Consider the following 14,436-nt stretch of genomic DNA (forward strand, 5'->3'; position numbering starts at 1 on the left):
CTAGAAGGCTTCCTTTTTATTGTTGGAGGGTGCATTCTGGCTTTCACAATGATAAAGTTACAAGTAAGATGAAAAGCTGAAAATGAGGTAAGGTCATGATTAAAAATCATTTTACATTTCAAAAACTAAACGGGATTACGCCCTATATATGGACGATATTTTTCATCCTCCCCTTCTACTTTATATGGAAATCATCATCTACATTTGTTATTATTGTCGGCATCATTTTGACGCTTTTATTTTTTTCGGTATATCGATTTGCTTTTGTCTCAAAAGGCTGGACCATTTATTTGTGGGGATTTTTATTAATTGGCATTTCAACCGCCTCCATTACCCTGTTCAGTTATATTTATTTTGCTTTTTTTATCGCGTATTTTATTGGAAACATTAAGGAACGCGTCCCTTTTCATATTTTATATTATGTCCATTTAATAAGCGCAGCCGTCGCAGCCAATTTCAGTCTCGTATTAAAGAAGGAATTCTTTCTGACACAAATTCCTTTTGTCGTCATAACCCTCATCAGCGCAATTTTATTGCCCTTTAGTATAAGAAGCCGCAAGGAGCGCGAACGGCTTGAAGAAAAGCTCGAGGATGCAAATGAACGGATTGCAGAACTGGTAAAATTAGAAGAACGTCAGCGAATTGCCCGCGATCTCCATGATACGCTTGGGCAAAAGCTTTCTCTTATCGGTTTAAAAAGCGACTTAGCAAGAAAATTGATATACAAAGATCCCGAACAAGCAGCTCGTGAACTGAAAAGTGTTCAGCAAACAGCGCGAACTTCTTTAAATGAAGTAAGAAAAATCGTTTCCTCTATGAAGGGCATACGGCTCAAGGATGAATTGATCAACATCAAACAAATTCTCGAAGCAGCTGACATTATGTTTATCTATGAAGAAGAGAAATGGCCCGAAAATATCTCATTGCTGAATGAAAACATTTTGAGCATGTGCTTAAAGGAAGCTGTCACAAATGTCGTCAAACACAGCCAGGCTAAAACTTGCCGAGTTGACATTCAGCAGCTCTGGAAGGAAGTTGTGATTACAGTGTCTGACGATGGAACATTCAAAGGAGAAGAAAATTCCTTTTCAAAAGGACATGGCTTACTCGGGATGAGAGAACGGCTTGAATTTGCAAACGGAAGCCTTCACATCGATACCGAAAACGGAACCAAGCTTACCATGGCAATTCCTAATAATTCAAAATAAACATAAAGGATGGCTTATATGATTAGTATATTTATTGCAGAAGATCAGCAAATGCTGCTGGGCGCTTTAGGATCACTTCTAAACCTAGAAGACGATATGGAAGTCGTAGGCAAAGGTACAACCGGCCAAGATGCTGTTGATTTTGTCAAAAAACGCCAGCCTGATGTATGTATTATGGACATTGAAATGCCCGGAAAAACAGGGCTTGAAGCTGCTGAGGAGCTAAAAGATACAGGCTGCAAAATTATCATCTTAACCACCTTCGCCAGACCCGGTTACTTTCAGAGAGCTATTAAAGCTGGTGTTAAAGGCTATTTGTTAAAAGACAGTCCGAGTGAAGAGCTGGCCAACGCCATCCGTAGCGTCATGAACGGAAAACGAATCTATGCACCTGAGCTGATGGAGGACTTATACAGCGAAGCTAACCCTCTTACAGATAGAGAAAAAGAAGTGCTTGAACTTGTGGCTGACGGTAAAAACACAAAAGAAATCGCTCAGGAACTCAGTATCAAAAGCGGGACGGTGCGGAATTATATCTCAATGATTCTAGAAAAGCTTGAAGTGAAAAATCGAATTGAAGCCATTACCCGGTCAAAGGAAAAAGGCTGGTTTAAATAAAAAAGGATCTTGGCATCTGCCAGGATCCTTTTTTTAACCTGAAATTCCCGTTTGAGAACCTCGCCGCAACCAGAAGAATTAAACTGATCCATATCCTCGCTCCTATGCCCGCTGAACGATTGCTTGGTTAACAGCCCAATAAAAGACTGGATTGAATGATATCCCTGTTAAAATGGTCGGCCATTGCATCAGCAGAATTTCTGATATTGATTATATTGTATTTTCAGTATGACAAAGTTGTGCCACTTCGCTCCCGAAGCTGCCATGCCCAACTGCAAGAGCCTAATAACACAATAAAAAACCGTCTGAAATCAATCCGATTCCGTAAATGGCATCTGCTACATCCAACTGCTTATTATCTGCCAAAAAAGATACAATACCAGCTCGTTTCGCTGATCAAAGATAGTAACAACCAGCTATAAATGTCATGATGCCGAATGTCTCTGTAATGTGGAATCAATCTTTTAACCCGAGAGCCCCTGAATCGCACATAAAGAGAAAAACGGGACCACTTTCTTTTATCAGCATATGATATAAACAGCTCTAAGCAGAACGAAAAAAAGACACAAGCCAAAAGCTCATGTCTTTTACCACAATCTATATTATTAGTTTAAGATTTTAACATTTACAGTTTTGACGCCCCAATTAGATGCATCACTTTTACTTGGTACAAATACGTCGATTTTATTTCCTTTAATAGCGCCGCCAGTGTCTCCTGCTGTTGCTTCCCCGTAGCCTTCAACATAGACTTTAGAACCTAGCGGAATCACATTAGGATCAACCGCAATAACTTTCGCGTTCGGGTTCTTATTTAAGTCAATGCCTGTAGCTGTAACGCCGGAAATGCCGCCGTCGTTAGCAGTGTAAGCAGTAGCAGTAACTGTTAGTTCTTTTGAAGCTTCTTGATTATTTGTATTTGATTGAACAGCCTTCTCTTCTGTGTTAACAGAAGTTTCTGCCTCAGCTTTTGTTTCTTGTTTAGGTTGCTGTTGTACAGCTTCTTGTTTAGGTTGCTCCTTTTGCACAGCCTCTTGTTTTGGCGCAGCTTGAGGTGCGTTTGTTTGCGCATTCTCAGTAGCTGTGTTTGCTGCTGTTGCCTGACCTTTTACTGAAAGAGTTGATCCAGCATAGATCATGTCAGAGCTTAAGTTATTCCAAACTTTCAGGTTGTTGACTGACGTTCCGAATTTTTGAGCAATCTTAGAAAGCGTATCTCCCGCTTTAATTGTATATTGCCCAGTAGTGGTTGTTTCTTCTGAAGAAATGGTCAGTTTTTCTCCTGCAATGATTTTATCAGAAGTTAACTTGTTCCATTCTTTTAAGTCCTTTAGGTTCACTCCATTTTTCTGAGAGATTCCCCAGAGCGTATCACCCTTTTGCACCGTAATTTCTTTTGCAGAAGCGTGAGCTCCGAATGCAGTTGTTGAAAGTGCAGCAACTGCCACAAAGGACATAATCGTCTTCTTCATAAGTAAATCCTCCCTTGTTAGCTTTTTATTGGCGGCTAACAGGTGATATCGTAACACACGTAAATGTCAAATCAATAACAAAAAGATATGATTTAGATTACAGTTCCTTTACATGAAGGATTTCTCTCTGATGGAAAGACTTGCTGAACCCTTGATATAATAGGCTTCGCAGGTCTTTTTATTTTGAGGCGAAACAGAGAAAATAAAATGTGTTTTTTATAGAAAAAAAGATTGTTTTTCTGTTTTTTTAGTCTGTCATCCTTGCATAAGCTTGTATTTCTTGTAAAAAAAGCCGGCCGTATTTTGCTCTTTTTTGTTCTCCGACTCCTTTTATAGACAAAAGTTCATCATCATTTACGGGCTGTTTTCCTGACATTTCTTTTAACGTTTGGTCAGAGAAAACAACAAATGGCGGAACACCCTGCTCAGCCGCAATTTCTTTCCGAACCATGCGCAATCGTTCAAATAGCTCGTCATTTTCAGTAATCGCTGCCGCTTTTAACGCTTCTTTTCTCGCTACTGATAATTCTCCTTTCAGCACATTCCTTCCTTTACTGCTGACAAAAAGAGTCGGAAACGTTCCGTCTGACATCCTGATGAAGTCGTCAGAAATAAGAAATTCGATAAAATCGCTGATTTCGCCAACGGATTGGTGTTTTAATATCCCGTATGTTGAGAGGTCTGAAAAGCCGTTTTCAAGAACTTTTTTATTTTTGGAGCCGGCAAGCACCTGGGCAACCATCGTCTTGCCAAACCGTTCTTTCATGCGAATGATACAAGATAAGACCATTTGCGCCTCCCGCGTCACGTCATGGGCCGCTCTTGTATCGGTACAGTTTCCGCACTGTCCGCACGCATCAGGCTCCTTTTCTCCGAAATACATAAGGATAAAACGCTGCAGACAATCTTCCGTATGACAGTAGTCGACCATTTGTCTCAGCTTTTTTAAATCCTGCTTTTGTTTCTCTTCATGTTCTGATTGCTCAATTAAGAAGCGCTGCACCATAATATCCTGCGGTGAAAACAGGAGAACACATTCACTGGCAAGGCCGTCCCGTCCAGCTCGTCCTGCCTCTTGATAATAGCTTTCCATATCTTTCGGAATTTGTGCATGCAGAACAAATCTAATATTTGATTTATCAATACCCATTCCAAAAGCAGAGGTTGCCACCATCACTTGAAGCTCATCATTAAGAAACCTTTCCTGCTGCTCTTTTCTCTCATCATCAGCCAAACCTCCATGATACCGGCCTGCCCTGACCTGATTTCGTTTCAATCTCTCATATATCCGATCAGCTTCTTTTCTGGTCGCTGTATAGACAATTCCTGCTTCATGCCTGTTGTTTTGCACATATTCGTCTATAAACCGATCTTTATTTTCTCCTTTTACTACTTTAAAGGTTAAATTCTCTCGGGAAAATCCGGTATATACCGTGTTTTCTTTTTGAATATGCAGCTGTTTGCAAATATCATCATGAACCTCGGGTGTGGCTGTTGCTGTTAACGCCATGATGACAGGCTTGTCGTGTAATTCACGGAACAAGATTTCAATATTCCTGTAGCTTGGCCTGAAATCATGGCCCCATTGAGAAATACAGTGCGCCTCGTCTATTGCGACCAAAGGAACATCTATGCCCTGCAAAATCCGGATAAACTCTGTGGACGTTAGTCGCTCTGGTGTAATGTAAAAAAGCTTATAAGCCCCTTCTTTGAGTCCGTTCAGCCTCTCATATATTTCCTGATTGGATTGTGTGCTGTTAATGTAGGCGGCGTTAATCCCCGCTTCTTCTAACGCATCAACTTGATCCTTCATCAAGGAAATCAACGGTGATATGACGATCGTCGTCCCTTCAAACATTAATGCTGGAATTTGATAGCAAATCGATTTGCCGCCTCCCGTCGGCATAATGCAGGCCGTATTTTGCCTCGCTTCCGTCACCAAGCGGATCGCTTCATCTTGGCCGCTCCGAAACTTCTCATAACCAAAATAATGAGCCAGAAGGGATTGGGCTCTATGTAACATAACGTGTAAACCTCGCTTTTCCTTGAATTTCTCCCATCATATCATAAAAAAGCGGCCTTCATTTCATTCACACAAAAATGGAATATTCACTATACCAAACCTTTTTAGATAAAATAAAAAGCCATTTCCGAAAAGGAAATGGCTTTCGCTACGTCTTGCCGTATGCAAGTAAGAAAGTTTTAAACCACCACTCCTCAAAGTGGGTGTTTGCAGAAACGTTCCTGTCGTCCTCTGCAATGGAGGCATGACATTCCGGCTTCGATATAAAACTCCCTATTACAGCTTAAAGGTTAAAACTTAATTAACAATACGCACAAAGTAGCTTCTTTAATATAGTACACCATCAGACGGTTTTAATCAAGAGGTCTGAACAATTGTTTAGAAAAACTTTTTCCAGTGAATAAAACTGCTTTTTCTCCAAAATACCTGACAATTCGACAAACAAAAAATATATTACAATAAAAAAAACAGCCTTTTTCGCTAAAAGCGAATGATTATTTTCTTCTATATTAATGTGTATATACAAAAAGACTCCTATTTGTAACGATAGGAGTCTTGGCTTTATTAGAATTTTGCAGCAAGATCTTTTGCTTCTTGTAAACCTTTTTCAACGATTTCTTGCGCTTGATCAGGTGCTGCGTTATGTCCTTCGATGACAACTGTGTGCAAGTCTTGAACACCCCAGAAACCAAGAACTGTTTTCATGAAGTTTAATGACATTTCAAGTGCAGCCATTGGTCCTTCTGAGTAGACACCGCCGCGAGCGTTAAGAAGCGCAACTTTTTTGCCGCCCATTAAACCGACTGGTCCTTCTTGTGTGTATTTGAATGTAACGCCTGCGCGAGACAGATAATCAACATAAGTATGAAGCACTGCTGGCACTGTGAAGTTCCAAAGCGGGAATGCGAAAACAACTTTGTCAGCTTTTACAAACTGGTTCAGATATTTGTCAGCAATTGCTGCTTGTTTTTTCTCATCTTCTGTCATTTCCATTCCTTGACCTGCTTTAAATGTTCCGTTAATCATATCTCTGCCAAGGTAAGGAAGGTTTTCCTTATGAAGATCTAATTCAACCACTTCATCATTAGGGTTGTTTTCTTTATAAGCAGCTAAGAAAGCTTCGTAAAGTTTAGTTGAAACGCCTTCTTCAGCTGTACGGTCGCTTGATTTTACAAATAAAACTGTAGACATTTGTATTCCTCCTGGTAAACTTTTTATATTTACTTACAAATAGTATGTTACTTTCTTTTTTACGCAAAGTCAATCACTTTATTTTGAATATGAGATTTTTTTTCAAAAAAAAGCAAGTACATCTAATATCGGTGTACTTGCTTGGCATTTTTACTTCGAATCTTGTTCACGATCCAAGATTTCATACGTCTGCGAGCTTTTTTGATCAATTGTTTCTTTGTTGGATAAGTCTTTTACCTGTTCATGAAACTCTCTTTCATAAGAAGGAGCATCTGTCTCCAGATCATCCTCCACATCAGCTTGGGCCTCAACTGTCATTCTTGCATAAGGAACAGCTTCAAGTCTTTCGTAAGGAATCTCTTGGCCGGTTTTTTCACACACGCCGTAAGTTCCGTCTTTCATCTTTTGTAATGCACGGTTGACCTCCTCTAACAGCTCCCGGTCAATCTCTCTCACTGTTTGGTCTGTCATCCGATCTGTGACGAGCGTCCCGTGGTCTGCCATATGGTTGTCAACCCCATTGGAAAGCTCCCCCACTTCTTCCGTCATTGATTCTGTTTCCTTTTTCTCGCCAGACAATTCTTTTTGCATATCGAGCAATTTATGATAGAGATGCTGTGTTTGTTCTTTTGTCAGTGCCATGTATATCCTCTCCTTTCTATCCTGTTTCCCGTTTTGCCTTCTGTCAAACATGGGAACATCGATGGAAAGATGAGCTACTGCCTTTTTGAACGGATCGTGACCGCTGGCGTCGATGGTGCTTCGGGTTTTCGTTGGCACTTTTTGTCCTTCTCTTCTGGCGGTATATAATAGGTTGCGCCTATATTTAATCTGCCGCTCAGTTCATCAATGGTCAGCTCGCCGAATTCAAGATGATAGTCAATTTTTTCGACATTCAGCGTTTCAATATGTATATAGGTTTCTTCAGACTCCTGTTTGCTGCTTTGTTTTTGTTTCTCAATCACTGAGAGTCTTTCTTCACATTCACGCAGTTTGTCAAGTTCTGGTTTCAAGCAATGCCTGATCAGCGACCGGAACATTTTTTTCATGACATCACGACCCTTTGCATACTCCTCTTTCGTCTACATATATAATGAGGTATATCCCATAGAAAGGAGAGGTTTTCATGCTTCCGACTAACATCAATATTTCTCATTTCAAGACTAACTCGATAGGCACCGGCTCATCCCTTACCTTTGGTTCTGCGGAGTTAAGGAACAGGCGCTCTGCTATCAAAAGAAATAACGGTTTTGGGGAACAAAATGCAGATGTTATTGTCATGGTCATTCCGATTGAATCAATTGATGACTGTGATGGGGCAGATGCACTCGGTATGAAAATCAATCATCAATAACAATGGTTTTCACTTGACCTTCGTCTTTTTGAATAGTGATGTATAGGATTCCGTCTTTAAAAATGGCATTCATCTTTCCATGAAGATGATCGGAAAGCGGAATTTTCTTTTCAAAACTTCCGTATCTCCCTTCTTTTTGGCGAAAGTCCTGTTCATTAAAATAGGAAAAGCGCTGCCCCTTCACCACTAAATAATCTCCGTACGATAATATGTGAACGTCTTGTTTACGGTAGCCTGGAAGATAAATTAACAATTGTACTTCCGTAACGGTATCTACAATATCCATGCTCGGAAATGAAGCATCTCCTTTCCCTCGCTGATCTTGCTGCGCAAACGGAAACGGAGATTGGCCATTTGTCATAAAAGGGGTTTTTTGGTCTTCATCAAATACCTGTTTCCAAAAGTCACCGCCGTACATCTGCTGTGCGAATTCCATCCACTGCTTCATCTTTTCGAAATCCATTTGAAGCCCCCTGTCTTAACATACTTTATAACCGCCAGCATACAACTATAGAAAGGAGGTTTGCCTGTGGTTCAACCAACTCCGTATATCAATATTAATATTTTCATGCTGAAAATTAATTCCTTTGAAAATGCTTCAGCGGTTAACGTAGGACAAAATTTATTGGCAGAATGGCAAAATTCAGATAAAAAAAATCAAGGCTACGGACAGAATTTTGGAGATGCGAGCGGATTTATGGGCACGAGAAGCCATGTGGATGACAGAGACCAAATTGATTCTCCGGCCTCTTTTGAAAGTGAAGCGGTTAACTCCTCAATCAAAAGGAAGTGATGAGATGTTCTTTTCTCCCTCCGTCGTGAATGTCGGCGGATTTAAAATCAATACGATGGACCGTGGTTCCTCTTTAACACTCGGTCCGTATCAGCAGGTCGATTACTTTTTATCAGCTAAAATAAATCAAGGGTTTGGAGAAGAAAATGGCGACTTTACTCCTCTTGTCGTACCGATTTCAAATGTATTAGATGCAGATCTTGTTGATTCGAACTCAGCGAAAAACAGTGTGGTGTAATAAGAACAGGGCGCACATGCCCTGTTCTTGTTTTTATATATAAAAAAAGCCTAACCATTTTTTGAACGGCTGGCTCATCAAATATTCAGCTGCACAAATGCTTTGTCAGCACCGCCTGAACCTCGCTTAAATCGGTGTCTTTCGCAAATTCTAATTCGAACGTTTTGCTTCTTGTCATCAATAAAAGCCCAGTGTCCGGATCAAACATTCCCGCTTCTTGGATGGCAAAGCTTTCAATTGTTTTATATGGAAGAAATACACGAACCTTCTTTTTAGAAAACATTTTATTGTCAAAGAAAATGATCCGCTTATTTGTAAAGCAAATTTGGTCCACTCGGAGCTTATAAATCGATTCTATTCTTTCCCCTTCAACGAGCAAAGCCTCAAGCTTCTTTGCGTCCGTTGATCTGCTAACAGAAAAAATACCCAATGAAGAACCCCTCTTTCTGCATTTATCTATTTGTTTTATCTTTCACTACATAAAAATAAGTCCTTTATCCCTATATAAGAATACGACATAGAAGACATTTAAACCATTACGAACAGATTACATTTTTCAAATTTTTGATTTGTTTTTTGGCTTTTAAGCTGTTGTCATCAAGTAATACGCACATATAGAGAAAAAAGTTTCAATATTCAGCAATGTTTTTATAAAAAAGTGGTTTTTAATGATTTTTTATTCTTGTTTTATATTTCCTGTTTTAACCACAAAAAAACCGCAGCTGAGCTGCGGTTTTGTGGATCGACCACTTTTAACAAAATCTTCCTGATAATTCAAGGAAGCATTACATCTCTTCGAAGTATTCTTTATAATAGCCGCCGACTTTATTCGTATTGTCGACCACAAAGAGAAACTCCTCTGTTTCATTTTTTACTTCATATTCTTTTCCCGGCGTTAAAACGCGGTTTACGATATATTTTTTTGCGTTTGTCTGCACACACTTTACTTTTTTAATTGTTTCTTTTTCAAGCCAATTTTTATGAATCATGATGAAATCTCCTTTTCTTATCTATAAGCTTATTGTAGCTTTTTTCTTTTGTAAATTGCAATATCGGTTATTCATTGATTTTGCCTTGATTTCTATTATAGAATGTTTGTATACGCTTACGTTTGAAGCAACTATCACAGCTTATTTCTGCTATTCAATCCAGGAATCAATGTGCTATCACCAAGAATCTCAGAACAGACCATAAAAAATGACTGGAGGTTTGTTACGGATGAGTTCTTTAACGATGCAAGTGACGAAAAGGCTGGAGACATTTTTACAGGGAACAAAGAAGCTTTATATTGACGGTAAGTTTGTTCCGAGTGCCTCAGGGGCAACCTTTGACACTCCAAACCCGGCGACCGGCGAAACCTTGATGACGCTGTATGAAGCCCAGGCTGCGGATGTGGACAAAGCGGTTAAAGCTGCCCGGAAAGCCTTTGACCAAGGTGAATGGAGAACAATGTCTCCAGCTTCGAGAAGCAGACTGATGTATAAGCTGGCGGACTTAATGGAAGAGCATAAAACTGAGCTTGCTCAGCTTGAAACACTTGATAATGGGAAACCGATCAATGAAACGACTAATGGAGATATTCCGCTGGCTATTGAGCATATGCGCTATTACGCCGGCTGGTGTACAAAAATAACAGGACAGACGATTCCGGTTTCCGGCGCTTATTTTAATTATACGCGTCATGAGCCTGTCGGTGTCGTCGGCCAGATCATTCCATGGAATTTCCCGCTCCTGATGGCGATGTGGAAAATGGGCGCGGCACTTGCAACAGGCTGTACAATCGTCCTCAAACCGGCTGAACAAACACCGCTTTCAGCTCTTTATTTGGCAGAATTAATTGACCAAGCCGGTTTCCCTGCCGGTGTAATCAACATCATCCCGGGATTCGGTGAAGATGCGGGAGAAGCGCTGACGAACCACGAAGCGGTTGATAAAATTGCCTTTACCGGTTCCACTGAAATCGGAAAGAAAATCATGTCCACCGCAGCGAAAAGCATTAAGCGTGTTACATTGGAGCTGGGCGGAAAATCACCTAATATTCTTCTGCCGGATGCGAATTTGAAAAAAGCTATCCCGGGCGCTTTAAACGGTGTGATGTTTAACCAGGGCCAAGTCTGCTGTGCGGGCTCACGTGTCTTCATTCATAAAGACCAATATGATGAAGTGGTTGATGAAATGGCGTCCTATGCTGAGTCACTACGCCAAGGAGCGGGACTTCATAAAGATACTCAAATCGGGCCTCTCGTAAGCAAGGAACAGCATGAGCGCGTTCTTTCCTATATTCAAAAAGGAAAAGATGAAGGAGCAAAAGCAGTGACCGGCGGAAGCTGTCCTTTTGAAGCAGGATATTTTGTCGCACCGACTGTGTTTGCGAATGTTGAAGACGAAATGACCATCGCAAAAGAAGAAATTTTCGGACCCGTGCTGACTGCAATTCCGTACGAAACTGTCGATGAAGTTATTGAACGGGCAAACCATTCAGAATATGGGCTTGCGGCCGGACTATGGACAGAGAACGTCAAGCAGGCTCACTATATCGCGGACCGACTTCAAGCCGGAACCGTTTGGGTGAACTGCTATAATGTGTTTGACGCGGCGTCTCCATTTGGCGGTTATAAACAGTCAGGACTCGGACGAGAAATGGGATCATATGCCTTGGATAATTACACAGAAGTCAAAAGTGTATGGATAAACCTTGAAGACTAACATGTATGTTTAAAAAACTGCTGCCTGCCAGCAGTTTTTTTCTTTCTGTAATGGCAGTAAAAGACGCTGAATATATATGCTTCTGAAGGAGTTGAGCGTGATGGGCACACTTCAGGAGAAAGTGAGGCGTTTTCAAAAGAGAACCATTACCGAGTTAAGAGACAGGCAAAATGCTGATGGTTCATGGACATTTTGCTTTGAAGGACCAATCTTGACAAATTCCTTTTTTATTTTGCTCCTTACCTCACTAGATGAAGGCGAAAATGAAAAAGAACTGATATCATCCCTTGCAGCCGGCATTCATGCAAAACAGCAGCCAGACGGCACATTTATCAAGTATCCCGATGAAACGCGCGGAAATCTAACGGCTACCGTCCAAGGATATGTCGGGATGCTGGCTTCAGGATGTTTTCACAGATCTGAGCCGCACATGAAGAAAGCTGAACAATTTATCATCTCACATGGTGGTTTGAGACATGTTCATTTTATGACAAAATGGATGCTTGCCGCGAACGGGCTTTATCCTTGGCCTGCTTTGTATTTACCATTATCACTCATGGCGCTCCCCCCAACATTGCCGATTCATTTCTATCAGTTCAGCTCATATGCCCGTATTCATTTTGCTCCTATGGCTGTAACACTCAATCAGCGATTTGTCCTTATTAACCGCAATATTTCATCTCTTCACCATCTCGATCCGCACATGACAAAAAATCCTTTCACTTGGCTTCGGTCTGATGCTTTCGAAGAAAGAGATCTCACGTCTATTTTGTCACATTGGAAACGCGTTTTTCATGCACCATTTGCTTTTCAGCAGCTGGGCCTACAGACAGCTAAAACGTATATGCTGGACCGGATTGAAAAAGATGGAACATTATACAGCTATGCGAGCGCAACCATATTTATGGTTTACAGCCTTCTGTCACTTGGTGTGTCACGCTATTCCCCTGTTATCAGGAGGGCGATTACCGGCATTAAATCACTGGTGACTAAATGCAACGGGATTCCTTATCTGGAAAACTCTACATCAACTGTTTGGGATACAGCTCTAATCAGCTATGCCCTTCAAAAAAATGGTGTGACCGAAACGGATGGCTCTGTTACAAAAGCAGCCGACTTTTTGCTAGAACGCCAGCATACCAAAATAGCAGATTGGTCTGTCAAAAATCCAAATTCAGTTCCTGGCGGCTGGGGGTTTTCAAACATTAATACAAATAACCCTGACTGTGACGACACTGCAGCCGTTTTAAAAGCGATTCCCCGCAATCATTCTCCTGCAGCATGGGAGCGAGGGGTATCTTGGCTTTTATCGATGCAAAACAATGACGGCGGATTTTCTGCTTTCGAAAAAAACGTGAACCACCCACTGATCCGCCTTCTGCCGCTTGAATCCGCAAAGGACGCTGCAGTTGACCCTTCAACCGCCGACCTCACCGGACGTGTACTGCACTTTTTAGGCGAGAAAGTTGGCTTCACAAAAAAATATCAACATATTCAACGCGCTGTGAACTGGCTTTTCGAACATCAGGAACAAAATGGGTCATGGTACGGCAGATGGGGTGTTTGCTACATTTACGGCACTTGGGCTGCTCTTACTGGTATGCATGCATGCGGGGTTGACCGAAAGCATCCCGGTATACAAAAGGCTCTGCGTTGGCTCAAATCTACACAAAATGATGACGGAAGCTGGGGAGAATCCTGCAAAAGCGCCGAAATCAAAACATATGTACCGCTTCATAGAGGAACCATTGTACAAACGGCCTGGGCTTTAGACGCTTTGCTCACATATGAAAATTCCGAACATCCGTCTGTTGTGAAAGGCATGCAATACCTTACCGACAGCAGTTCGCATAGCGCCGATAGCCTCGCGTATCCAGCAGGGATCGGATTGCCGAAGCAATTTTATATTCGCTATCACAGTTATCCATATGTATTCTCTTTGCTGGCTGTCGGGAAATATTTAGATTCTATTGAAAAGGAGACAGCAAATGAAACGTGAATCTTATCAAACGGAGATGTTCAATTGGTGTGAAGCCCTGAAAGATCAGATTCAAAAGCGAGGACAGCTTGACCAGTTTGAAGATCAAATCGACAAGATGATTGAGGCTCTGGAAGATGACCAAACAACAGAAGAAGATTGGTATAAACAGGCCGCTGCCCTTTACCGGGATATTACAGAATCAGATGATACAAGTGAAAGACGCGCATATGTCCCTATAGGGAAACACGTGCTGCCAAAGCTCCCTTACAAATACTCCGCCTTAGAACCTTATATTTCACGCGATATTATGGTCCTTCATCATACAAAACATCATCAAAGCTATGTCGATGGCCTGAACAAAGCAGAATCAGAGCTTAAAAAAGCGAGAGCAACAAAGAATTATGACTTAATCACTCATTGGGAAAGAGAGCTTGCGTTCCATGGAGCAGGCCATTATTTGCACAGTATTTTTTGGTTTTCTATGCATCCAAACGGAAAACGGCGTCCTACAGGGGCATTGTTCCAAATGATAGACCTTTCATTTGGAAGCTATTCCGCTTTTAAAGAACATTTTACCCAGGCCGCTAAAAAAGTGGAAGGCGTCGGCTGGGCCATTCTGGTCTGGGCACCTCGATCAGGACGGCTGGAGATTTTAAGTGCAGAAAAACACCAGCTCTTTAGCCAATGGGATGTGATCCCCCTTTTACCGCTTGACGTATGGGAGCATGCCTACTATTTGCAATACAAAAATGACCGGGCCAGCTATGTCGATCACTGGTGGAATGTCGTGGATTGGCGCGAGGCTGAAAAACGTTTTGAGCAGGCAAAAGAAGTCGTTTGGAAGCTCTATTAAAA

Annotated in this window: 16 protein-coding genes and 1 other RNA gene; 8 read left to right on the forward strand and 9 right to left on the reverse strand. The window is 41.4% G+C overall.

Translation table 11 applies throughout. The features are described 5' to 3' along the window. Window positions 1-95 precede the first annotated feature (95 nt). Both desK and desR read left to right on the forward strand, forming a co-directional pair. On the forward strand, window positions 96-1,208 hold the full coding sequence (gene desK / locus M1D65_RS10230) for a two-component sensor histidine kinase DesK (protein WP_015251908.1): 1,113 nt from the start codon (window positions 96-98) through the stop codon (window positions 1,206-1,208). 18 nt (window positions 1,209-1,226) lie between these two features. Next, window positions 1,227-1,826 carry a two-component system response regulator DesR gene (desR, locus tag M1D65_RS10235; RefSeq protein WP_004399356.1) on the forward strand — a complete coding sequence of 200 codons (600 nt, stop codon included), beginning with the start codon at window positions 1,227-1,229 and terminating at the stop codon, window positions 1,824-1,826. A gap of 605 nt (window positions 1,827-2,431) precedes the next feature. Here desR and M1D65_RS10240 read toward each other — a convergent pair. From M1D65_RS10240 to M1D65_RS10265, 6 genes are all read right to left on the reverse strand, one after another. Continuing rightward, entirely contained in the window at window positions 2,432-3,295 is an 864-nt protein-coding gene (locus M1D65_RS10240) for a LysM peptidoglycan-binding and 3D domain-containing protein (RefSeq protein ID WP_021481459.1), read from the reverse strand. A gap of 247 nt (window positions 3,296-3,542) precedes the next feature. After that, window positions 3,543-5,318: a DNA helicase RecQ gene (gene recQ, locus M1D65_RS10245; RefSeq protein WP_069837564.1), complete on the reverse strand. Its 1,776-nt coding sequence runs from the start codon at window positions 5,316-5,318 to the stop codon at window positions 3,543-3,545. 141 nt (window positions 5,319-5,459) lie between these two features. Further along, window positions 5,460-5,646, reverse strand: a non-coding RNA gene (ssrS, locus tag M1D65_RS10250) — 6S RNA. A 236-nt stretch (window positions 5,647-5,882) separates the two neighbouring features. Further along, on the reverse strand, window positions 5,883-6,509 hold the full coding sequence (azoJ, locus tag M1D65_RS10255; RefSeq protein ID WP_003231260.1) for an FMN-dependent NADH-azoreductase AzoJ: 627 nt from the start codon (window positions 6,507-6,509) through the stop codon (window positions 5,883-5,885). A gap of 150 nt (window positions 6,510-6,659) precedes the next feature. Further along, on the reverse strand, window positions 6,660-7,151 hold the full coding sequence (locus M1D65_RS10260; RefSeq protein ID WP_014477068.1) for a TraR/DksA family transcriptional regulator: 492 nt from the start codon (window positions 7,149-7,151) through the stop codon (window positions 6,660-6,662). A gap of 74 nt (window positions 7,152-7,225) precedes the next feature. Further along, entirely contained in the window at window positions 7,226-7,558 is a 333-nt protein-coding gene (locus tag M1D65_RS10265) for a hypothetical protein (RefSeq protein WP_014480020.1), read from the reverse strand. Window positions 7,559-7,635: 77 nt separating this feature from the next. Here M1D65_RS10265 and M1D65_RS10270 point away from each other — a divergent pair, with 77 nt between their 5' ends. Beyond that, entirely contained in the window at window positions 7,636-7,863 is a 228-nt protein-coding gene (locus tag M1D65_RS10270) for a hypothetical protein (protein ID WP_021481463.1), read from the forward strand. On the opposite strand, the gene yocM is transcribed toward M1D65_RS10270, so the two are convergent. Beyond that, entirely contained in the window at window positions 7,850-8,326 is a 477-nt protein-coding gene (gene yocM, locus M1D65_RS10275; RefSeq protein ID WP_064671110.1) for a salt stress-responsive protein YocM, read from the reverse strand. The two genes, M1D65_RS10270 and yocM, sit on opposite strands and share 14 nt — an antisense overlap. 66 nt (window positions 8,327-8,392) lie before the next feature. On the opposite strand from yocM, the gene M1D65_RS10280 reads away from it, so the two are divergent. After that, entirely contained in the window at window positions 8,393-8,656 is a 264-nt protein-coding gene (locus tag M1D65_RS10280; RefSeq protein WP_004399338.1) for a hypothetical protein, read from the forward strand. 4 nt (window positions 8,657-8,660) lie between these two features. Next, window positions 8,661-8,894, forward strand: coding sequence for a hypothetical protein (locus tag M1D65_RS10285; protein WP_003231251.1), 234 nt, complete (start codon window positions 8,661-8,663; stop codon window positions 8,892-8,894). 85 nt (window positions 8,895-8,979) lie between these two features. Here the strand turns inward: M1D65_RS10285 and M1D65_RS10290 are convergent, their stop codons facing one another. Continuing rightward, window positions 8,980-9,324: a PH domain-containing protein gene (locus tag M1D65_RS10290; protein ID WP_003220141.1), complete on the reverse strand. Its 345-nt coding sequence runs from the start codon at window positions 9,322-9,324 to the stop codon at window positions 8,980-8,982. A 355-nt stretch (window positions 9,325-9,679) separates the two neighbouring features. Next, complete coding sequence (locus tag M1D65_RS10295) at window positions 9,680-9,883, reverse strand: DUF6501 family protein (protein WP_003231245.1); 204 nt, start codon at window positions 9,881-9,883, stop codon at window positions 9,680-9,682. Between the two features lie 229 nt (window positions 9,884-10,112). Between M1D65_RS10295 and dhaS the strand changes: the two genes are divergently transcribed. The 3 genes from dhaS (at window position 10,113) to M1D65_RS10310 (ending at window position 14,434) form a co-directional block, all read left to right on the forward strand. Then, complete coding sequence (gene dhaS, locus M1D65_RS10300) at window positions 10,113-11,600, forward strand: aldehyde dehydrogenase DhaS (protein WP_015714095.1); 1,488 nt, start codon at window positions 10,113-10,115, stop codon at window positions 11,598-11,600. Window positions 11,601-11,700: 100 nt separating this feature from the next. Beyond that, the gene (gene sqhC / locus M1D65_RS10305; RefSeq protein WP_064671109.1) at window positions 11,701-13,599 is read left to right on the forward strand and encodes a sporulenol synthase; all 1,899 of its coding nucleotides are present in this window, start codon (window positions 11,701-11,703) and stop codon (window positions 13,597-13,599) included. Beyond that, window positions 13,589-14,434: a superoxide dismutase gene (locus M1D65_RS10310; protein ID WP_041849924.1), complete on the forward strand. Its 846-nt coding sequence runs from the start codon at window positions 13,589-13,591 to the stop codon at window positions 14,432-14,434. Before sqhC ends, M1D65_RS10310 begins: the two co-directional genes overlap by 11 nt. The last annotated feature ends 2 nt before the right edge of the window (window positions 14,435-14,436 follow it).

The sequence above is a fragment of the Bacillus sp. JZ39 genome (assembly GCF_053903145.1).

Bases quoted from the DNA above. Each gene is read 5' to 3' on its own strand.
- desK (WP_015251908.1), top strand. From the start codon at position 96: ATGATTAAAAATCATTTTACATTTCAAAAACTAAACGGGATTACGCCC.
- desR (WP_004399356.1), top strand. From the start codon at position 1,227: ATGATTAGTATATTTATTGCAGAAGATCAGCAAATGCTGCTGGGCGCT.
- M1D65_RS10240 (WP_021481459.1), bottom strand. From the start codon at position 3,295: ATGAAGAAGACGATTATGTCCTTTGTGGCAGTTGCTGCACTTTCAACA.
- recQ (WP_069837564.1), bottom strand. From the start codon at position 5,318: ATGTTACATAGAGCCCAATCCCTTCTGGCTCATTATTTTGGTTATGAG.
- azoJ (WP_003231260.1), bottom strand. From the start codon at position 6,509: ATGTCTACAGTTTTATTTGTAAAATCAAGCGACCGTACAGCTGAAGAA.
- M1D65_RS10260 (WP_014477068.1), bottom strand. From the start codon at position 7,151: ATGGCACTGACAAAAGAACAAACACAGCATCTCTATCATAAATTGCTC.
- M1D65_RS10265 (WP_014480020.1), bottom strand. From the start codon at position 7,558: ATGAAAAAAATGTTCCGGTCGCTGATCAGGCATTGCTTGAAACCAGAA.
- M1D65_RS10270 (WP_021481463.1), top strand. From the start codon at position 7,636: ATGCTTCCGACTAACATCAATATTTCTCATTTCAAGACTAACTCGATA.
- yocM (WP_064671110.1), bottom strand. From the start codon at position 8,326: ATGGATTTCGAAAAGATGAAGCAGTGGATGGAATTCGCACAGCAGATG.
- M1D65_RS10285 (WP_003231251.1), top strand. From the start codon at position 8,661: ATGTTCTTTTCTCCCTCCGTCGTGAATGTCGGCGGATTTAAAATCAAT.
- M1D65_RS10295 (WP_003231245.1), bottom strand. From the start codon at position 9,883: ATGATTCATAAAAATTGGCTTGAAAAAGAAACAATTAAAAAAGTAAAG.
- dhaS (WP_015714095.1), top strand. From the start codon at position 10,113: ATGAGTTCTTTAACGATGCAAGTGACGAAAAGGCTGGAGACATTTTTA.
- sqhC (WP_064671109.1), top strand. From the start codon at position 11,701: ATGGGCACACTTCAGGAGAAAGTGAGGCGTTTTCAAAAGAGAACCATT.
- M1D65_RS10310 (WP_041849924.1), top strand. From the start codon at position 13,589: ATGAAACGTGAATCTTATCAAACGGAGATGTTCAATTGGTGTGAAGCC.